Annotated in this window: 16 protein-coding genes and 1 pseudogene; 11 read left to right on the top strand and 6 right to left on the bottom strand. The window is 72.2% G+C overall.

The window, feature by feature from the left end; translation table 11 throughout:
• Positions 1–2 precede the first annotated feature (2 nt).
• On the bottom strand, positions 3–740 hold the full coding sequence (locus tag ACIBK0_RS26160) for a hypothetical protein (RefSeq protein WP_399084670.1): 738 nt from the start codon (positions 738–740) through the stop codon (positions 3–5).
• 95 nt (positions 741–835) lie between these two features.
• On the opposite strand from ACIBK0_RS26160, the gene ACIBK0_RS26155 reads away from it, so the two are divergent.
• The gene (locus ACIBK0_RS26155; RefSeq protein WP_399084667.1) at positions 836–1,702 is read left to right on the top strand and encodes a LysR family transcriptional regulator; all 867 of its coding nucleotides are present in this window, start codon (positions 836–838) and stop codon (positions 1,700–1,702) included.
• Positions 1,703–1,794: 92 nt separating this feature from the next.
• On the top strand, positions 1,795–2,418 hold the full coding sequence (locus ACIBK0_RS26150) for a PDZ domain-containing protein (RefSeq protein ID WP_399084663.1): 624 nt from the start codon (positions 1,795–1,797) through the stop codon (positions 2,416–2,418).
• A gap of 40 nt (positions 2,419–2,458) precedes the next feature.
• On the opposite strand, the pseudogene ACIBK0_RS26145 reads toward ACIBK0_RS26150, so the two are convergent.
• Positions 2,459–2,767: pseudogene (locus ACIBK0_RS26145) on the bottom strand (phosphodiesterase); the annotation flags it as partial.
• Between the two features lie 281 nt (positions 2,768–3,048).
• Between ACIBK0_RS26145 and ACIBK0_RS26140 the strand changes: the two are divergent.
• From ACIBK0_RS26140 to ACIBK0_RS26130, 3 genes are all read left to right on the top strand, one after another.
• Positions 3,049–3,669: a LysE family translocator gene (locus ACIBK0_RS26140; RefSeq protein ID WP_399084660.1), complete on the top strand. Its 621-nt coding sequence runs from the start codon at positions 3,049–3,051 to the stop codon at positions 3,667–3,669.
• A gap of 95 nt (positions 3,670–3,764) precedes the next feature.
• Positions 3,765–4,886 carry an aminopeptidase P family protein gene (locus ACIBK0_RS26135; RefSeq protein WP_399084657.1) on the top strand — a complete coding sequence of 374 codons (1,122 nt, stop codon included), beginning with the start codon at positions 3,765–3,767 and terminating at the stop codon, positions 4,884–4,886.
• A 146-nt stretch (positions 4,887–5,032) separates the two neighbouring features.
• The gene (locus ACIBK0_RS26130) at positions 5,033–5,974 is read left to right on the top strand and encodes an aminoglycoside phosphotransferase family protein (protein WP_399084654.1); all 942 of its coding nucleotides are present in this window, start codon (positions 5,033–5,035) and stop codon (positions 5,972–5,974) included.
• A 103-nt stretch (positions 5,975–6,077) separates the two neighbouring features.
• Here ACIBK0_RS26130 and treZ read toward each other — a convergent pair whose 3' ends face one another.
• A complete protein-coding gene (gene treZ / locus ACIBK0_RS26125) occupies positions 6,078–7,823 on the bottom strand; it encodes a malto-oligosyltrehalose trehalohydrolase (protein WP_399084651.1) in 1,746 nt (581 codons plus the stop codon).
• A gap of 193 nt (positions 7,824–8,016) precedes the next feature.
• Between treZ and ACIBK0_RS26120 the strand changes: the two genes are divergently transcribed.
• From ACIBK0_RS26120 to ACIBK0_RS26110, 3 genes are all read left to right on the top strand, one after another.
• The gene (locus ACIBK0_RS26120) at positions 8,017–8,568 is read left to right on the top strand and encodes an FHA domain-containing protein (protein ID WP_399084648.1); all 552 of its coding nucleotides are present in this window, start codon (positions 8,017–8,019) and stop codon (positions 8,566–8,568) included.
• Between the two features lie 383 nt (positions 8,569–8,951).
• Entirely contained in the window at positions 8,952–10,277 is a 1,326-nt protein-coding gene (locus tag ACIBK0_RS26115) for a M14 family zinc carboxypeptidase (RefSeq protein WP_399084645.1), read from the top strand.
• Positions 10,278–10,423: 146 nt separating this feature from the next.
• Positions 10,424–10,780 (top strand): subtilase-type protease inhibitor, encoded by a 357-nt coding sequence (locus ACIBK0_RS26110; RefSeq protein WP_399084642.1) that lies wholly within the window; start codon positions 10,424–10,426, stop codon positions 10,778–10,780.
• 53 nt (positions 10,781–10,833) lie between these two features.
• On the opposite strand, the gene ACIBK0_RS26105 is transcribed toward ACIBK0_RS26110, so the two are convergent.
• Complete coding sequence (locus ACIBK0_RS26105; protein ID WP_399085089.1) at positions 10,834–12,084, bottom strand: M14 family zinc carboxypeptidase; 1,251 nt, start codon at positions 12,082–12,084, stop codon at positions 10,834–10,836.
• Between the two features lie 508 nt (positions 12,085–12,592).
• Here ACIBK0_RS26105 and ACIBK0_RS26100 point away from each other — a divergent pair.
• Positions 12,593–13,777 carry a cytochrome P450 gene (locus tag ACIBK0_RS26100; RefSeq protein WP_399084639.1) on the top strand — a complete coding sequence of 395 codons (1,185 nt, stop codon included), beginning with the start codon at positions 12,593–12,595 and terminating at the stop codon, positions 13,775–13,777.
• On the opposite strand, the gene treY is transcribed toward ACIBK0_RS26100, so the two are convergent.
• Entirely contained in the window at positions 13,737–16,151 is a 2,415-nt protein-coding gene (treY, locus tag ACIBK0_RS26095) for a malto-oligosyltrehalose synthase (RefSeq protein ID WP_399084636.1), read from the bottom strand. The two genes, ACIBK0_RS26100 and treY, sit on opposite strands and share 41 nt — an antisense overlap.
• 506 nt (positions 16,152–16,657) lie before the next feature.
• Here treY and ACIBK0_RS26090 point away from each other — a divergent pair.
• The gene (locus ACIBK0_RS26090) at positions 16,658–16,933 is read left to right on the top strand and encodes a hypothetical protein (protein WP_399084633.1); all 276 of its coding nucleotides are present in this window, start codon (positions 16,658–16,660) and stop codon (positions 16,931–16,933) included.
• Here the strand turns inward: ACIBK0_RS26090 and glgX are convergent.
• Complete coding sequence (glgX, locus tag ACIBK0_RS26085; protein WP_399084630.1) at positions 16,930–19,038, bottom strand: glycogen debranching protein GlgX; 2,109 nt, start codon at positions 19,036–19,038, stop codon at positions 16,930–16,932. The genes ACIBK0_RS26090 and glgX overlap by 4 nt on opposite strands.
• Before the next feature lie 177 nt (positions 19,039–19,215).
• Here glgX and ACIBK0_RS26080 point away from each other — a divergent pair, with 177 nt between their 5' ends.
• Positions 19,216–20,025 carry a Tat pathway signal sequence domain protein gene (locus tag ACIBK0_RS26080; protein WP_399084627.1) on the top strand — a complete coding sequence of 270 codons (810 nt, stop codon included), beginning with the start codon at positions 19,216–19,218 and terminating at the stop codon, positions 20,023–20,025.
• The last annotated feature ends 17 nt before the right edge of the window (positions 20,026–20,042 follow it).

Raw genomic sequence — 20,042 nt, 5'->3', positions numbered from 1 at the left:
GGTCAAACGGGCTGCCCCTCGCTCGCGACGGCCGCGTGGGCGACGGCGGCTCGCGCGAGCGCCCGCACGATCGGGTGCGGCCGCGAGCCGTCCCCGGACAGCTCCGGCTGGAAGAGGGTGGCCAGGTAGAAAGGGTGGCTGGGGAGTTCGGCGACGCGGACGCGTCCGTCCTCGTCATGTCCGCTGAAGCGCAGTCCGTACGCGCGCAGGGTGTCGAGGTGGCGGGAGGGCCCGTACGCGCAGAAGTAGCGCTCGACCGTCCGCTCGGAACCGATCACCGACCGGGCGAGCGAGCCGGGCTCGACCGTGACGGTGGCCTCGTGGCCCACGAGCGAACAGGCGAGGGGCTCGATGAGGAAGTCGTCGGCGCCTGGGTCGTTCTCGGCGTGCGCGACCCGGGCGAGACCGCACACAGTGCGGGCGTACTCGAGCAGGGCGTGCTGGAAACCGCCGCAAGTACCGAGGAACGGGACGCCGTCCTGGCGCGCGGTGCGGATGGCCGTGAGCACTCCCGCCTCACTGCGGTACGGGCTGCCGGGCAGCACCCACACGGCGTCGAAGCCGCGTACCGCCTCCTCGTCCTCGGCATCGTCGGACGGGACCCAGTAGGCGTCCAGGACGATCCGGTCGCGGGCGGCGAGCGCGTCGAGGAGGAGCGGGACGCGGGTGTGCGAGACGACGTTCGGGGAGCGGTCGCCGACCAGGGCGATCCGTGCGGTCCGTGCGGTGTTCGTGGTCATGCCGTTCATCCTGGGCGGGCCTCATGGTTCACGTCCAACGATGATTTCTGCACCCTCGATAAGCAATGCTGATGGGGTGCGGGATCCTGAAGCGCATGGACCCGCATCTCCTGCGTACGTATGTCACCGTGGCCCGGCTCGCGTCCTTCTCGGAGGCCGCGCGCGAGCTCGGCTACACCCAGTCCGCGGTGTCCCAGCACATCGCCGCGCTGGAACAGGACCTCGGCGCACCCCTGCTCACCCGGCGTCCGGTCGCGCCCACGGCCGCGGGCGAGCGGCTGCTCGAACACGCCGGACCCCTGCTGCTGCGCCTGGACGCGGCCCGCGCCGACGTCGCCCGGATGGCGGCCGCGCCCGAGCACGGGCTGACCCTTGCCGCCGCGCCGACCGCGCTCGGACCGCGTACCCTCGCGGCGCTCCCCGCCGCCGGCGTGACCCTGCGCGTGCTGGCCCGCGACGACATCCCCGCGGCGGTCGCCACCGGCACCGCGGACTTCGGCCTCGTCGACGGGCTCGCCGCGCCCAGCGACCCCCTCCGGCTGCCCGACGTGGCGCCGCTGACCACGCACGGGGTGGGCGAGGAGCCGGTCTGCGTACTGCTCCCGACATCCCATCCGCTCGCTCGGCGCACGGGCGTGCGCCTCGGCGACCTCGTCGACGCGCGCTGGCTGGACGCCCCCGGCGCGGGACTGCCGCTCGACCAGCTTCGTGCCGCGAACGGCAGCGGCGGCTTCCGTCCGGCCCTGCGCTACGAGGGCACCGACATCCATACCCTCACCACCCTGGCCGCCTCGGGACACGGCCTGACCCTGCTGCCGCGCACGACCGCCACCGGTGTGCCCGGAGCGGTGGCCGTCCCGCTGGTGGCGCCCCGTCTGGTGCACCGCAGGGAACTGGTGCACGGCGGATCGCTGCGGGGAGCCGCGGCGACCATGGCGGACAAACTTCTCGAACGCGCTTGACAGTCTCACTCGTTCGTGGATCGTCGCGCGCCGGGGCGCAGGGTAGAGCAAGAGCCGGAGGCGGTCCGTAGAGCATCTGCCGGAGGCGATCCATGGAACAGACCGCGTTGCGTCCCAAGCCGATGCCCGGTCGGGAGCCGGTCGGCGGCCGTCCGCCCGGCAGCCCTCGGCGCCCGCACGCCGCGCGGCGGCGCGGCAAGCGGTTGATGAGTCTGCTCTTCGGCCTGTTCGTCGGGACGGTGCTGGTCCTGTCAGGTGTCGGACTCGGCACCGTCGGCGCCACCGTGATCGGCATGAGCAAGCTGGCGGATCTTCAGAAGCAGGCCGGGGCGCAGGGGGCGGCGGGGCAACCCGGGCGGACCTCCGGTGCGCCGCAGGTGGGCGGCTCCAAGTCGGCGTCCGGGGCCGGAAGTCAGTCCCCTTCGAAGGCACCCGGGCAGGAGCCAGTGAAGGCCACCCTCGGCGTCGAGGCCGTCGACGCGCCCAAGGATGCGGGCGCGCTCGTCGTCGGTGTGCACATCCCCGGCCCGGGCTACACGGCGGGCCTGACCCGCGGGGACGTCCTGCTGGCCTTCGGCGAGAGCCGGATCGAGTCGGCCGCCGACCTCGCGCGCGCGGTCGCGGCCGCGCACCCTGGGACCACCGTCACGCTCACCGTGCGCCACGCGAACGGCAGCCGCCGGCAATTGTCCACGGTGCCAGGGATCGTGACGTGACGTCAGGCGCCTCCGCCCGAATGCCATGTCCGACGCCCCCTCAGGCGACCCTGAAGTGGCTCGTCAACCGCCCCTCGTCGTCCAGCACATGAAACGCGAACCCAGGAGGAGCGTCCCGGTCCGCGACCCCGTCGCCCTCCCAGGGCAGCCGCAGCGTCCAGGTCACACCGGGGCCGACGACGAGCGGCCGTCCGGCGAAAGCAGTGGCCGCGGGCGTATGCGCGTGACCGGTGATGAGCCCCACGACCTCGGGCCTGCGCTCCAGCAGGGTGGCCGGCGAGCGCGGTTGGCGCAGCTGATACGCGTCCGGCAGCGGATGATGCAGCGCGACGGGCGGGTGGTGGAAGGCGGTCGCGCACCCGTTCGGCCCGCTCCGTGGCCCGCGCGGTCCGGTCCAGATGGAGGTCGCTGATGTGCGCCAGTACGAGCATGCTCATCCCCTCGTCACCCTAATGGATTATGGACATCTAGGCATTAGCTCTAACGGGACAGCAATGATCAGCCATTAGATGGGTGGCCGGAAAAGGGCGCGCCGCACGAAACCGGAAGACGTGCCGCACAAGGAAGACGTGCCGCACGAAACCGGAAATGGGGCTGGCCGCACGAGAGGCGGCACGTCACGATGGCTGCATGCTGAGCACCCTTCTCGCCTTCCTCGGCGCCTGCACTCTGATCGCGGCATCGCCCGGCCCGAGCACCGTGCTGATCATCAAGCGGTCGCTGCGCAGCAGGCGATCCGGCTTCCTGACCGTGCTCGGCAACGAGACCGGCGTCTTCATCTGGGGCGTCGTCGCCGCGTTCGGCCTCACCGCACTGCTCGCCGCCTCCGAGATGGCGTACGACGTCATGCGGATCGTCGGAGCCGTCGTGCTCGTCGCCTTCGGCGTCCAGACGCTGTGGCAGGCGCGCCGCTCCAAGGAAGCCGTGGACGGCGGCTGGGAGGACGCGGAGAAGAGCGCCTGGGCCTCTTACCGGGGCGGGCTGCTGCTCAACCTCGCCAACCCGAAGGCGGCCATCTTCGCGATGTCCTTCCTGCCGCAGTTCGTGCCCGAGGGCGCCCCGCATCTGCCCACGATGGTCGGTCTCGCAGCACTGTGGGCGGTCTACGAGGTCGGCTACTACGGCCTGTACGTGTGGTTCGTCGGCCGGATGAAGGCCGTGCTGTCCCGGACCGGCGTGCGCCGGCGCCTGGAGCAGGTCTCCGGAGGCGTGCTGCTGCTCCTGGGGGTACGCCTCGCCCTGGAAAGCTGACACGCGGCGGCGGAAACCGGCTCGCGCGCGCCTCACCGGAAGGGCAGGATGCTGCCCGTAGCCCCCTGGGGAACTCCGGACACACGGAGGCATGGATGACCGGCACGCCCGCGCCCTTCACCGCCGGTGACTATGAGGCCCGTATGCGGCGCGCGGCCGAGGCCGCCGCGCTCGCCGGGCTCGACGGCGTCCTGGTGGCGCCAGGGCCCGATCTGGTGTGGCTGACGGGATACCGGCCGGTGGAGACCGAGCGGCTCACTCTGCTGGTGCTGAGGGCCGGCGAGGACCCGGTCCTGGTCGTGCCCACTCTGGAGGCGCCCGACGCGGCCAAGGCGACCGGCGCGCCCGCGCTGACTCTCCGCGACTGGACCGACGGCAAGGACCCGTACGAGGCGGCCGCGTCCCTCCTCGCCCCCAAGGGACGCTTCGGCGTCAGCGACAACGCCTGGGCCCTGCATCTGCTCGGCCTCCAGAAGCGCTTGCCGGACACCCGCCACGTCGCCCTCACCGAGGCCCTGCCGATGCTGCGGGCCGTCAAGGACGCGGCGGAACTGGAGCGGTTGGCGGCCGCGGGAGCGGCCGCGGACGCAACGTTCGAGGAGATCCGGAAGGTTCGCTTCGCCGGCCGCAGGGAGGCCGATGTGGCCGCCGACGTCGCCGATCTGCTGCGGCGGTTCGGCCACTCCCAGGTCGACTTCACCATCGTCGCCTCGGGGCCGAACGGCGCCAACCCGCACCACGAGGCCGAGGACCGGATCATCCAGCGCGGCGACATGGTCGTCCTGGACTTCGGCGGCCTCAAGGACGGCTACGGCTCCGACACCTCCCGCACGGTCCACGTCGGCGAACCGGACGACGAGGAGCGCAAGGTGCACGACATCGTGCGCGCCGCCCAGGAGGCGGGCTTCCGTGCGGTGCGGCCCGGAGCAGCCTGCCAGGATGTCGACCGGGCGGCCCGCGCGGTCATCACCGAGGCCGGGTACGGCGAGTACTTCATCCACCGCACCGGGCACGGGATCGGCGTCACCACCCACGAACCGCCGTACATGATCGAGGGCGAACAGCAGCCCCTCGTACCCGGAATGTGCTTCTCCGTGGAGCCCGGCATCTATCTGCCCGGCCGCTTCGGGGTGCGCATCGAGGACATCGTGACGGTGACCGAGGACGGCGGACGGCGCCTCAACACCACCTCCCGCGAGCTGGTGATCGTCGACTGACCGACCATCGGGAGCATTCCCCGAGGCCCCGAGGCCCCGAGGCCCCGAGGCCCCGAGGCCCCGAGGCCCCGAGGCCCCGAGGCCCCGAAGACCCGAAGACCCCGAGGCCTCAACACCCCAACCCCCCCAATGACAACGGCGCGACCATGACCCAGGCACCGACACCGACCGCGGACACCGTCCGCCGACTGGTCCGTTCGCTGCTCGCCGACGACGTTGCGGCGGGTGCGGGACCAGACGTGCGGCCCGTCGCCGAGGGCGGCGAGCACTCCACCTGGTGGGTCGGCACGCGCCATGTGCTGCGGCTCGCCCAGGACCGCGACGCCTCCGTACGCCAGCGTCGCGAACTGCGGCTGCGCGACCTGGTACGCCCCCACATCGGAGTCCCGATCCCGGTGAGCGTCGCGCACGGCGAATGGGCGAGCGGACTGAGCTGCACCCTGGACACCAGACTGCCCGGCGCCTCCGGCGAGAGGCAGGCCGTCTCCGCCGTCGGTGAGGCAGACCTGGCGGGACTGCTCACAGGGCTGCGCGAAGTGCCCGTACGCCAGGCCGAGACGCTCGGCGTCCCGCGCACCGCGCCGCGCTCCCTGGAGGCGTTGCGCACGGCCGCCGCGCACGCCGCCGAGGAACTCGCCGCCGCCGACGAGTTCGACCCCGCCCGCCTGGCCCAGCTCACCGCTCCCGCCGCGGTCCAACTCGCCGCGCAGCCCGCCGCCGCGATCCTCGTGCACCACGACCTCAAGGGCGAACACCTCGTGGTCAGCGCCGACGGCCGGGTGCGCGGCGTCCTCGACTGGACCGACGCGGTGATCGGCGACCCCGCCGAGGACATCGCCGGGCTCGCGATCGCCGTCGGCGCCCCCGCGGCCGTACGCGCCGCCACGCTCGCCGGCTACGGTGCCCGCCCCTGCCTGCGCGGCCTGTGGCTGGCCCGCTGCGACACCGTGATCCGCCTCGCCGACCGCCTCCAGGGCCGTGACGACAGTCCCGTCCCGCTGCTGGAGACACAACTGCGCCGCGCCTGGGAGGCGATCCTGCTGGAACGGGTCACCGATCTGCGGGACGGGCTGGACGAGACGCCGTAGGCGAGAGGGCCGGGCCCGGGCCGCGTGGGGCGCGTCTCGCTGCGTCGCGTCAGGCCACGTCTTGCCTCGTCACCAGCTGTGGCATCACCGACGGGCGAGAGCCTCATGCCTGGGTCAGCACGACGCACGACTCGCCCGGCACGCTGAGCACCCCGTCCGGGTCCGGCGCCTCGACGGGCTCCCAGGCGGCCAGCACGCGCGCATGGCGAATGCCGAGAGGGATCGCCACGGTCTCCTTCGAGAGATTGATGGCCACCCGGACGTCACCGCGCCGCAGAGCCAGCCAGCGGGCCTGCGCGTCGTGGGCGACCCTGACCGCCGCGAGATCGGGGTCCGAGAGGTCGGCCTGGCGGCGGCGCAGGGTGATCAGGTCGCGGTACCAGGCCAGTACGCGCGCGTGGGGTGCCTTTTCGGGTTCCGACCAGTCGAGGCAGGAGCGGTTCCGGGTCGCCGGGTCCTGCGGGTCGGGGACGTCCTCCTCGGCCCAGCCGTGCGCCGCGAACTCCCGGCGCCTGCCCCGCCGTACGGCCTCGGCGAGCTCGGGATCGGTGTGGTCCGTGAAGAACTGCCAAGGCGTTCCCGCGGCCCACTCCTCGCCCATGAAGAGCATCGGCGTGAAGGGCGCGGTGAGTGTCAGCGCGGCGGCGCAGGCCAACAGCCCGGGGGAGAGGGTGGCCGAGAGCCGGTCGCCCTGGGCGCGGTTGCCGACCTGGTCGTGGGTCTGGGCGTATCCGAGCAGGCGGTGTGCCGAGACGCGGGTACGGTCCAGCGGGCGGCCGTGAGAGCGTCCGCGGAAGCTGGAGTACGTGCCGTCGTGGAAGTAGCCCGACGTAAGCGTTTTCGCGAGCGCCAGGAACGGGGCGCGCGCGAAGTCCGCGTAGTAGCCCTGTGCGTCGCCGGTCAGTGCGGTGTGCAGCGCGTGATGGAAGTCGTCGTTCCATTGTGCGTGCAGACCGAGACCGCCCTCCTCGCGCGGCGTGACGAGCCGAGGGTCGTTCAGGTCGGACTCGGCGATCAGGAAGAGCGGCCGGCCGAGGTCGTCGGCGAGCGCGTCCACGGCCGTCGACAGCTCCTCCAGGAAATGCACCGCGCGCGTGTCGCGCAGCGCGTGCACCGCGTCCAGGCGCAGCCCGTCGAGCCGGTAGTCGCGCAGCCACGCCAGCGCGCTGCCGACGAGGTACGCGCGCACCTCGTCCGAACCCGGCGCGTCCAGGTTCACGGCGGAGCCCCAGGGCGTCTGGTGGGTGTCCGTGAAGTACGGCCCGAACGCCGGCAGATGGTTGCCGGAGGGGCCGAGGTGGTTGTGCACCACGTCGAGGACGACGCCCAGGCCGAGTTCGTGTGCCCGGTCGACGAAGCGCTTCAGTGCCTCGGGGCCGCCGTAAGGTTCATGCACGGCCCACAGCGAGACGCCCTCGTACCCCCAGCCGTGCTGTCCAGGGAAGGGGCACAGCGGCATCAACTCGACGTGGGTGACTCCCAGTTCCGCCAGGTGGCCGAGCCGCTCGGCGGCCGCGTCCAATGTGCCCTCGGGCGTGTACGTCCCCAGGTGCAGCTCGTACAGGACCGCGCCCGGCAAAGCACGCCCTGCCCACTCGGTGCGCCAGTCGTACCGCCCCTGGTCGACCACCGCGCTCAACCCGTCGGGGCCGTCCGGCTGCCGCCGTGAGCGGGGATCGGGCAGCACGGGGCCGTCGTCCACCGCGAACCCGTACCGCGTCCCGTCCTGCGCGTCCGCGTCACCCGTCCACCACCCGGCACGCTGCTGGTCGCGCTCCAACGCGCGCGTGGCGCCCGCGCAATGGAGCGTCACCCGGTCGGCCTGCGGTGCCCACACCTCGAACCGCACAGACGGTTCCCCCTTGTCAGCTCACCGTGACATAGCCTGTCCATGGTGCTTCACGTGAGATCAATTCGCTTTCGAATCCACCCTTTTGCCGCGTGTTTGCCGCCCTCTTGTCACGCGGAACACTCCGTCCGGCCGCAGCGGCCGTTTCCGTGTTTTCTGGACACCCCGCTCTCGCTGCCCGACAATCACCAGCGTGACGTCGTCTTTCGAGTTCCACACGTACCCCGCGCGGCTGTCCGACGCGGAGCGCGACCGGGCGCTCAAGGCGCTCCGTGACGGCGTCGCCCTCGGTCGCCTCTCGCACGACACGTTCATCCGACGCATGGAGCTTGCGCTCGCCGCTCGCAGGTCCGACGAACTCGCCGTGCTCACCGCCGACCTGCCCACCGAGGGCCGCTGGTCGAAACTGGTGTTCGGCACCGTGGAGGCGGTCTCCGGTTTCACCGTGCGACTGCGCAGGGCCTGGCAGGCCGAGCGGCTCCCGAAGCTGCTGCTGCCCCACCCGGGCAACCCGTACCCGCTGCGCATAGGCCGTGACCCCGCCAGCGGACTGCGGCTCAACCACGAGACGGTGTCCCGGGTGCATGCCGAGCTGAGCCGGCAGGGCGGGCTCTGGGTGCTGCGCGACCTGGGCTCGACGAACGGCACGACCGTCAACGGACGGCGCGTCATCGGGGCCGCCGTCGTCAGGGACGGCGACCAGATCGGCTTCGGGCGGATGACGTTCCGCCTCGCGGCGGAGTGAACCGTGACGTCGGAGTGAACCGTGGCGTCGAATTGAACTGTGGCGTCGCGGCTGACCCGAGGCGTTGAGGGCCCGCCTCGGAGGGAGCCCTGACGTGCCGCTCTGGGTGGGAGCGAGTCTGACGTTCCGCCCTGGGGCGGAGCGAGTCTGGTGTGCCGCTGTGCGCGAGTGAGTGCGACGTCCGCCTTGCATGGGGCAGGCCCGGTCGCATCGACCTCTGGCCTGGGATTCACCCACCGATTTCCTCAACATCCCTTACGTTCCGTGGTGTTGACGTACCCCCAGAGCCGTGACTGACTGTGCGTACACCATGCACATCAGGTGAACCGACGGCACCACATAAGTGGAGGTGTGCCCTGCCACCACTCCTCCGCTACCCGACCGTGGACGAGCTGGGCGCCCGTGCGGCCGCGCTCGTCGCCCGCCGGCCGAAGGACGCACGGTTGCGCCGCGTGGGCACCTCACGGGCGGGCACGCCGCTGTGGCTCCTGTCCGTCGGTCACGGCAGTCGCCAGGCCCTCGTCGTCGCAGGACCGCACGCCAACGAACCCGTCGGCGGTGCCACAGCGCTGCGCCTGGCCGAACGGGCGCTCGCCGACCCCCGGTTGACCGAGGGCGCGGACGCCACCTGGAACCTGCTGCTGTGCCTGGATCCCGATGGCGCCCGCCGCAACGAGGCCTGGCTGTCGGGCCCGTACGCCCTCGGCAACTACTTCCGGCACTTCTTCCGGCCAGGCTTCCTGGAGCAGCCCGAATGGCTGCCCGAGGGCGCGGACGGGGCCACCCTCCCCGAGACCCGCGCCCTCCTCGACCTCCAGGACGAACTGCGGCCCTTCCTGCAGTGCTCCCTCCACGGTGTCGACGTCGGGGGCGCCTTCGTCGAGCTGACCCGCGAACTGCCCGGCCTCGCCCAGCGCGTCGCGCACACTGCCGCGCGCCTCGGTATCCCGCGCGAACTCGGCCCGTACGACACCCTGTACTGGCCGGCTCTGGGGCCCGCCGTCTACCGCATCCCGCCGCCGCGCAGGGGCGGCCTGGCCGCCGCCATCACGGAGGCGGCGGTCGAGTCCACCTGGTTCCACCCGCACCCGTACGGCACGGTGACGGCGGTCGTCGAGGCCCCCATGTGGGGCGTCGCGGCCGTGGAGGACCCCACGCGGCCCGCCGACGCCGATGCGATGCTGCGCACCATCAGCCGCATGCTGCGCCGCGACACAGGGCTCCTGGAGGGGATCCTCGCGCGCGTACGGCCCAGCCTCGGCGCCTCCCCGGACGTGGCCTGCCTCCTCGCGCCCGTCGACGACTATTTACTGGTCGGCCCCGGACTCGCCGACTCCTGGGACCCCGACGTGTACGACGCCGGGGCGCGCCCCCTGCCGCCGCTCGACACCGCTCGTCTGACGGCGCTGCGCCTCGCGGGACGCCGGGTGGCGCTGCGCACGGCCGGGCTGCTCCATCAGCTCGTGTCCGCCTCCGGGCACGACCCCTGCGGCGTGCTGCCGGAGCTCGACCGGCTCATCGACGAGTGGTGCGCCGACTACCGCGAGGGCTGCGGGGCGCGCTGGATCCCGGTCGCCCGCCAGGTGGAGTACCAGGCGCGCGTGGTGCTCGCCTCATTCGAACTCGCCGGGCGACTCGCGCCCGCGCGCTCCCGTTCGGGTGAGTCCGGGTGGGGTTCGGAGCCGGCGGTGCCGATGCACCTGGAATGACGAAATCCACTCCGACGAAGACGGTTCGAGCGAAAACCCTTCAGGCGCAGACCATGCAAGCGAGAACCGTTCAAGCGAGAACCGTTCAAGCGAGAACCGTTCAAGCGGTACGTGCCGGTCTGCTCGCTGTCGCCGTCCTCCTCACGGTGGGTGCCGCCCCGGTCCAGGCGGCACCCCAGGAGTCCCTGTCCGGCAACTGGCTCTACCTCACCGTCACGCCCGGCGACGCCCACTCCAACGGCACCCCCGGCACCCTGCTGCTCTGCGACCCGCCCCTGGGACACCCGCACGCGGCACAGGCCTGTGAGGAACTCCGCGCCGCCGGAGGTGACATCTCCCGCATCCCGCCCCGGGCCGACGCCCTGTGCCCCTTGATCTACGCCCCGGTGACCGCGTCGGCGCAGGGCGTATGGGAAGGCCGCCGCGTCGCCTACACGCATACCTTCGCGAACTCCTGCGTGATGGTGGCCGAGACGGGAGCGGTGTTCGAGACGGCGGACTGATCGGATCGAGTCGGGCGGTGGACCGGCACGCGCGCGTACGCCTCGAAAACCCCTCACGCCGCGTTCTCGCGCGCGTGGCGCGCCGCCGCCACCACCGTACGGGCCTGGTGTTCGACTTGGTGCTCCAGCGGCACCCAGCGGGCGCGGAACCGTTGGGCGAACGCGTCGCTCCACGCTGCGACGAGGGCTTCGAGGCGCTGCGCCTCGCGGTCGTCGGCCTCCCGGAGGACGCGCAGCAGCATCGCGGCGGCCCGCAGCGGGAGCCGGCGGCCGAACGCGTCGACACTGCCGACGTACGCCATCGTCGTGTCCGGAGGCGGCGTCTGGATCCAGTCGTCGGCCAGGCCCGGCACCAGCTCCAGCGCCCACTTCGCGGCGCGCAGAAGCGGCCCGTCGGGTCCAGGCAGCCGCGGCAGGGCCTCCGTGAGCACCGCCTCCACCTGGAGTGCGTCACGCACCAGTCGGCGCGCCAGCCGCCGCATCGCCGCCGCGGGGGCGGGGTGCGGCGCCGGATCGTCCACCAGGTCGCTGGCCCACATCGGTACCTCGACGACAGCGGTCAGCCCGCCGTACCGGTGGGCGTGGTACCAGGTGCTGTGCCGGGCGTCGTCGGGCATGCTCGGGTACGCCGCGTCCGAGCCGGGCGCCGGCATCACATGCACCCCGGGCCCCGAGGCGGGCCAGCCGGCGGCGTCCGAGGCGGCCGTCTCCACCGGGATGTGCAGTTCCGCCGCGGACTTGGCGAACGGCTCGGCCAGCCCCGGGATGTCCTTGGTCAACTGCACCCAGCTGCCGCCCAGATCGGTCCCGTGCAGCGTCACCTGGAGGTAGGGCCGCAGCTCGTCGATGACCCGGGTGAGGGCGCGGGTCTCGGGCGGCAGCCGGTCGGGCGGCAGCACGGAAGGCGACCACTCCGGCTGCTCGGGGCCGGCCGGACGGAAGAAACCCAGGTGGTAGTCGAGCAGTGTGCGCGGCGCGGGCGTCACATGGAGGCTCGCCCCGTCCGGGTCCGCGCAGAGCAGGAAGTGCCAGGAGGTCTCGGCCCGCAACTCCCACTCGAGCAGCGCGCGCTCGGCCAGCGCCAGCAGGGTCGAACCGCCCGTCGGTTCGTTCGCGTGGGCGCCCGCCACGACGAGGACCGCGCGCCGCGCGTGGCCGACGGACAGCAGGTGAAGAGGTCTGCCCGCGCGCGAGACGCCCACTTCTCTGAGGACGCACAGGCCGGGTCGGTGAGCCGCCAACGCCCGGGCGGACGAGACGATTTCGGTCACACTGGGGTAGCGCAACTCCGGCAGGAGACTCACCCCCGACTTGTCCGCCCTGCGTCGCTTTCCGCAGTACTCCACGGACTGAGTGAACTGTCAAGGAGTTGACGGGGCGGCTCCCGGGGGCGCCAGGTGGCATTTACCGCTGGCAGGGGGGTGTGCACCGCCAGAGGAAGGACTCACCGTCGGCGAGGACTGCGTGGCGTGCCTTCGGCCAGGACTGCGTGGCTCGCTGTCGGTGAGGAGGGTGTGGCGCTCTCCGCCGACCTGCTCCGGAGACGTGCCCCGCCCCGCTTCCCGCCGGTGCCACCGACGGGTGGTGAGGGGCCTGCGCCGATGCGCCCACTTCACCCGTTCGGGCGTACGGGGACTGCGGTCCGATCACATCGGTGGTCGGCTGAGAACTATCGCGCGTAGGTCCGGCGCGCACATCCTAGGTGGGAGGCCGCCGGTGCTGTGTCCTCACGGCCTTCCCGGCGAAGACGCGCCCGCGCCGACGGGAGCACTGCCCGCGCGGCCGCTGTCGGCGCCCCGGGGGACCGGGGTGGTGAATCCGTTCGCGCCGCAGGGCCCGCCCGCGCTCGAGAGACCGTTGGCGCCACCGAGCGGGGCCGAGGCCATGTGCCCGCGCCCGGAGAGCGGCTCGGCGCCGCCGAGCCTGCTCGCCCCCGGCACCGAGCGCGACCCGTACCCGCTGTACCGGACCCTCCGTGAGCGGCATCCCCTCGTGTACGACGAGCCCTTCGGCGCCTGGCTGGTCAGCCGGTACGCCGACGTCCGCGCCGCGCTCGCGGACCCGCGGCTCGTCGTGCCGCCGCCCGGGCGCACCCTCGCCCACCTGGAGGGCGGCACGCACAGCGCGCACCGGGCCCTCGTCTCACCGGCGTTCCGCGGGGCCGCGCTGGCTGCCCTGACCGCCGGTGTCGAACGCACGGCGTATGTCCTCGCCCGCCGTCTCGCCGCGCGCCAGGAGGCCGATCTCGTCGCCGAGTTCTGCCACTGGCTGCCCACCGCGGCGGCCGTCGCCGCGCTCGGGCTGCCGTACGAGGACACCGCGCGCGTCCATGCCTGGTGCCGTACGGGCCTCGACCACCTGGGCGGCCACCATCCCGAACTGGACGCGTTCCTGCGCCCGTACATCGCCCGCCGCCGTGCCCACCCGGGCGTCGATCTGCTGTCCGCGCTGTGCACGGCCCGGGCCGACGGGCACCCGTTGCCCGACGAGGCCGTGTCGGGGCTGGCCGGGACGCTCCTCGGCGCGGGCGGCGAGGCGACCGCCCACGCGCTCGCGTCATTCCTCGCCAATCTCCTCGACCACCCCGGCCAGTTGGGGATGATCCGCGCTCGTCCCGCACTCACGGCCGGTGCCTGGGCCGAGTCGCTGCGCCGCGATCCGCCGCTGCACGTCGTCTCGCGCCGGGCCGTCGAGCCCATCGGCGCGATCCCGGCGGGCGCCACCGTGGCGTGTCTGCTGGGTGCCGCGGGACGCGACCCGGCACGGTTCGCCGACCCGGACCGCTACGACGCCTTCCGCGCCGACCCGGGTGAGCTCGCGTACGGCTCCGGACGGCACTTCTGCCCGGGCGCGCTGCTTGCCGGGCTCACGGCGGAACACGGCCTGCACGCCCTGCTGACCGCCCTGCCGGACCTGCGCTGGGCCCCGGGCTTCCGGCCGGCCCCTCAGGGCCTGATCAGCCGCTCTCCCCGGACCCTGCTGGTGCGCCCCCGCTGACCCGCTCCAGCAGCACCACGGGCAGCCGCTCGAAAAGCTCCTCCACGCGCGCGTGCCCCGTGAACTCCCTTCCCGGGGAGAGCACATCGGCCCAGCGGCCCTCGGGGAGCGCGAGCCGGGTGTCGCGCCAGCCACCGGCCTCGGCCAGCCGCAGCGACATCCGCGTGACGGCCGTGATCACCTCTCCGGAGCGTACGAACGCCACACAGTGCCCGGCGCCAGGGCCCTGCGCCACCAGCGGCGCGTACGTCGCCGAGTCGCCGAAGACGGCCGGGCGCCGCCCGCGCAGCCGCAGCGCGGCCGTCGTCAGCGCGGCCTTCTCCGAGGGCCGCTCCTGCGGCGCGAACGGCTGCCGGTTGTCCGGGTCGACCAGCGCCAGGTACTCGCCCTCGGTGCCCTGGTAGACGTCCGGGACCCCGGGCATCGTCATATGGACCAGAGCGGCCCCCAGGACGTTCGCCCGCACATGCGGTGCCAGGGAGGCCCGGAAGTCGGTCACGAGCCGTCCGGGCGTCCCGCACGGCCCCTCCGTGACGAAGGCGCCGACCATGTCCTCGTACGCGGGATCCTGCTCCGTCCAGGAGGTGTGCAGTCCGGCCTCCCGGACGTGCTTCAACAGGGCGCCCTGGACACGCTCTTCGGAGGCCGGGCCGAGTGCGAACACCGTCTGCCACGCGGCCCACGCCAGCTGCGGGTCGGGCACGCCTGTGCCACCCCGGGTCACCTCCGCCAGGACGTCGGCCCACCGTGCGGGGCACTGGGTGAGCACCGAGAGCGCCGCGCGTACGTCGGCGCTGCGTTTGGTGTCGTGCGTCGACAGGGCGGTGCCGGTGGCCGGCCAGTCGCGCTGCACGCGCGCGCAGTAGGCGTGGAAGTCCTCCGGGGACACGGCGGGAGCGCCAGGGTCGCCGCCCACCTCGTTGGCGGACAGGAGGGGCACATAGCGGTAGAACGCCGTGTCCTCCACGGACTTGGCCCGCAACGCGGACGAGGTCTGCGCGAACCGGGCCCTCAACTCCGCGTGACCGGGCCCGTCACCGGCCCGCCCGATCACCAGATCCCGTACGACGTCCACGGCATGTGCCTCCTCGGGCACCGTGAAGACCGCCCGGGCCTCCTCGGCGGCCTCCTCGGTCACCACCAGGGAGGCGTCCGTGGAGGGGTAGGGCCGGTACACCTCGAGGCGTACGAGGAGTTCCCGCAGCGCGGTGGCCAGGGCCCAGGGGGCGTGATCGCGCAATGCCGGGTCCGGGGACGCTGCGCACACAGCGCTCACCACGCGCGTGAGGCGGTCGACCTCCGTGGCCAGCTCGTGCGTGACCACCTTGTACGCCGCCCTGCGCACCGTCGACTCCCAGTGGCCGCCCCGGTCGGCCTGAGGGGCCGCGAACCGTCGGTACTGGCCGAGCAGTTCACCCGCGCCCGCCGGGTCCGTGAAGAGGCCGTCCACGTGCCGCAGCGCGTCGTAGCCGGTGGTGCCGGCGACGGGCCACGCGGCCGGGAGCGGCTCGCCGTCCGCGAGGATCTTCTCGACCACCGTCCAGCGGCCCCCGGTCGCCTCGTGCAGGCGGCGCAGATACGCGTCCGGGTCCGCGAGTCCGTCCGGGTGGTCGATGCGCAGCCCCTCGATCACGTCGTCGTCGAGCAGCTCAAGGATCTTCGCGTGGGTCGCCGTGAACACCTCGGGGTCCTCGACGCGCACGCCGATGAGCTCCGAGATGCTGAAGAAGCGGCGGTAGTTGAGCTCCGTACGGGCCAGCCGCCACCACACGGGGCGGTACCACTGGGCGTCGAGGAGTCGCGGCAGCGGCAGCCTCTCGGTGCCTTCGCGTAGCGGGAACACATGGTCGTGGTAGCGCAGTACGTCACCGTCGACCTTCAGATGGTCGATCTCCGTGCCGAGCCGGCCCCCGAGCACCGGCAGCAGGAACCGACCGTCCTGGGCGTCCCAGTCGATGTCGAACCAGCGCGCGTACGGCGACTCGGGGCCCTCACGCAGCACCTCCCACAGCGGGCGGTTGTGGCGCGGGGCCATCGCCATGTGGTTCGGCACGATGTCCATGACGAGGCCCAGGCCGTGCTCCCGCGCGGTGCGCGCCAGGGAGCGCAGCCCCTCCTCGCCGCCCAGTTCGGCCCGCACGCGCGCGTGGTCCACCACGTCGTAGCCGTGCGTCGAGCCCGGGACGGCCTCCAGCACGGGCGAGAGGTGAAGATGCGAGACGCCGAGCGAGGCCAGATACGGCACGGCCGCCTCGGCTGCCCCGAAGGGGAACTCCGGCTGCAACTGCAGCCGGTACGTGGCGGTCGGCACGGCGGGAACCACCGGGCCGACCGCCGAGTCCGCAATCACCGGGTCGGGACGCTCAGGTGTCATGCGAACCTACGTACCCGCCCCGCCGCGTTTCGTGTCATCGACGCATGCATACGGGCCCGCACGCGTGGCTGGCGTCGCATGATGGGAAACGCGGGGCGCGGCGGCACACGGCGCGGAGGGCACGACGCCGGTGCCGCACGTCGACGCGAAGGACGCACCGGCCCCGACCGGCTGGGTGAACCGGACGCGGGACGCGCGTCACGACACGCACGGGATGCAGGATGAGCCTCTCGGCACGGACGGTACGCCGGGCCCGCTCCTCGGCACGGCCGGCACGAGGGACACGCCCCACCGTGTGAACAGCACGCTTGATGCCTATCTCGGCGTCCTTGCTCTGACCGGTGCGGCGCTCCCCGTCGTGTCCTTCCTCGGTCGGCTGCCCACGTCACCATCCAGTTCGGCAATGTGCTCCTCGTCGCGCGGACGAGTGGCTCGCTGGGGACAGCGGGGCTGGTCGGTGGCGCGCTCGCCGCCGGGCAGGTGGCCTGCGGCTCACCGAGCGGGCCGTGCCGCCGGCGCGGCCGGCCGAGGCGATGGCCGTCGCGACGAGCGCGATGGTCGGTGGCCAGGCCCTCGCCGTGGCCCTCACCGGACGCCTGGCGGAGTCCTGCGGCCCCACCGCCGCGTTCGCGGTCGGAAGCGCGCTCGCCGCGCCCGCCTGTGCCCTCGCACTGACGGCGCGCCCGACGACGTACACCGAAACCGAAAACGACCCCCACGCGCGCGTGCACCCGGACAACGACCCCCACGCGCGCGTGCCCGAGGAGAACAAGCCCGCCTAGGCAGGCCGCTGCAGCACCGTCAGGCTCCGGTCGACCAGCGTCAGCCGGTCCCCGGCCTCGACCTTGGCGCCCGTCCCCGGCGCCACCCCCTCCGGGCGGGAGGTGTCGACCACGACCTGCCACTGCCGTCCGTGGTCGACGGGAACCACGAACTCCAGCGCCTTCGGCGAGGCGTTGAACAGCAGCAGGAAGGAGTCGTCGGCGATGCGCTCCCCGCGCGGGCCCGGCTCGGAGATCGCGTTGCCGTTGAGGAAGACGGACAGCGCCCGCGCCTGCGCGGAGCCCCAGTCGCGCTGGGTCATCTCCTCGCCCTCGGGGGTGAACCACGCGATGTCGGACAGCTCGTCGTGCGTGCCCTGCACAGGCCGCCCGTGGAAGAAACGGCGTCGCCGGAAGACGGGATGGTCGCGCCGCAGCCACACCATCGCGCGCGTGAAGTCCAGCAGCTCGCTGCCGCCCTCCGGCCACGACACCCAGGCCAGCTCGCTGTCCTGGCAGTACGCGTTGTTGTTGCCGCCCTGGGTGCGCGCGAACTCGTCGCCGTGGCTGAGCATCGGCACGCCCTGGGAGAGCATCAGCGTCGCGATGAAGTTGCGCATCTGGCGGGCCCGCAGGGCGAGGACGTCCTCGTCGTCGGTGTCACCCTCGGCACCGCAGTTCCAGGACCGGTTGTGGCTCTCTCCGTCGCGGTTGTCCTCGCCGTTGGCCTCGTTGTGCTTGTTGTTGTACGAGACGAGGTCGTGCAGCGTGAAGCCGTCGTGGCAGGTCACGAAGTTGATGGAGGCGAGGGGGCGGCGGCCGTCGTCCTGATAGAGGTCCGACGAGCCCGTCAGCCGGGACGCGAACTCCGCCAGTGTGCGCGGCTCGCCCCGCCACAGGTCCCGTACGGTGTCGCGGTACTTGCCGTTCCACTCGGTCCACAGCGGCGGGAAGTTGCCCACCTGATAGCCGCCCTCGCCGACGTCCCACGGCTCGGCGATCAGCTTCACCTGGGAGACCACCGGGTCCTGCTGGACGAGGTCGAAGAAGGACGACAGCCGGTCCACCTCGTGGAACTGCCTGGCCAGCGTGGCCGCGAGGTCGAAGCGGAACCCGTCGACGTGCATCTCGGTGACCCAGTAGCGCAGCGAGTCCATGATCAGCTGGAGCACGTGCGGGGAGCGCATCAGAAGGGAATTGCCGGTCCCCGTGGTGTCCATGTAGTAGCGGGGGTCGTCCGCCAGGCGGTAGTACGAGGCGTTGTCGAGGCCCCTGAAGGACAGCGTCGGGCCCAGGTGGTTGCCCTCGGCCGTGTGGTTGTAGACCACGTCCAGGATGACCTCGATGCCGGCCTCGTGCAGCGCGCGGACCGCCGACTTGAACTCCAGGACCTGCTGGCCGCGATCGCCCCAGGAGGCGTACGCGTTGTGCGGGGCGAAGAAGCCGATCGTGTTGTAGCCCCAGTAGTTGCTGAGGTTCATGTCCACCAGACGGTGGTCGTTCACGAACTGGTGAACGGGCATCAGTTCCAGTGCGGTGACGCCCAGTTCCGTCAGGTGTTCGATGATCGCCGGGTGTGCCAGTGCCGCATACGTGCCGCGCAGCTCGTCGGGCAGCTCCGGGTGCATCATCGTGAGGCCCTTCACATGGGCCTCGTAGAGCACCGTGTGGTGGTACTCGGTGCGCGGACGTCGGTCGTCGCCCCAGTCGAAGTACGGGTTCACCACGACCGACGACATGGTGTGCGGCGCCGAGTCCAGGTCGTTGCGCTTGTCGGGGGTCCCGAAGGGATAGCCGTACACCTCCTCGCCCCACTTCACCGAGCCGCTGATGGCGCGCGCGTAGGGGTCGAGGAGCAGCTTCGCGGAGTTGGCGCGCTGCCCGCGGCCGGGCGCGTACGGCCCGTGCACCCGGAAGCCGTACCGCTGTCCGGGCATGATCCCCGGCAGATACGCGTGCCGGACAAACGCGTCGGTTTCGCGCAGCTCAACCGCCGTCTCCGAGCCGTCGTCGTGCAGCAGACACAGCTCGATACGGTCGGCGGCCTCCGAGAAGACCGCGAAATTGGTACCGGCGCCGTCGTACGTGGCACCGAGTGGATATGCCTCTCCAGGCCAGACCTGCATGGATACGACTCTTCCAGTAGTGCCGTGCCCCTGGGGGCGACTCCGAGCCGAGTCTCCCCGAAAGTGATGGAACCTCCTATGACTTACGTCCCTCTTACCCGATGACCAGGCATACGTCGTATGCCGACCAGTGGGGCTCAAGCGACTCCTGATGTCATAGGGGGAGTAGGGGGAAATGTGCGCAAGATAGTGCACCGCCATCTGGGCAAGGTGGTGGCAGGTGCGGCCATAGCGGTGGCCGGGACGGCCGTGATGGTCGGAATCACACTGCCGGGCACGGCGGGGGCCGACGACTCGGGCGGGGGCCAGGGCGCCAACGGGACCTCGCAACAGGCCGGGCAGCAGGGACAGTCGGCGGTGCAGCCGGGTGTCGTCGAGGAGGCGCCGGCCCAGGGCGACAAGGGCAAGGGCCGCGACCCGCTGACCGACGACGAGATGAAGCGCGTCCAGCGGATCGCGCTGAACCAGCAGTCGTTCAGCGCCAGTGAGAACGTCGAGGGCAAGCGCGGCCCGCAGCGCATCAGCGTCGACCTCGCCGAACCCGAGGCGAACGAACTGGACGACCCGAACGCGCCCCGGCGCGCGGATGTGTCGTTCTACGACTACAAGAACGACACGCTCGTCACGAAGACCGTCAACCTCGACACCGGGAAGGTCGAGAAGACGGGCACCCAGCACGACGTCCAGCCGCCCATCAGCCGCGACGAGATGATCGAGGCCGCCAAGCTGCTGATCGCCGACCCGCTCGGCGCGGGTCTGAAGGCGGACTTCAAGGACGCCACCGGCAAGGAACTGACCTCGCCCGACCAGCTGATGCTCAACAGCATGGTCTACCGCGCGACGTCCGGCGCCCAGCCCGCCGTCCTCGACGCATGCGGCGAGCACCGGTGCGTGCGGCTCTTCCCGAAGGTCAAGAACGGGCCCTGGATCGACAGCCGTGACCTGGTGATCGACCTGAGCGCCCGCAAGGTCGGAAAGCTCGGCTGAGCACGGCCTTCTCTCAC

It is taken from the genome of Streptomyces sp. NPDC050564, from assembly GCF_044457265.1.
Taxonomy (GTDB): Bacteria; Actinomycetota; Actinomycetes; order Streptomycetales; family Streptomycetaceae; genus Streptomyces.
Note: the sequence above shows the minus strand (reverse complement) of the source record. Positions and strands in the feature narration are given on the sequence as shown.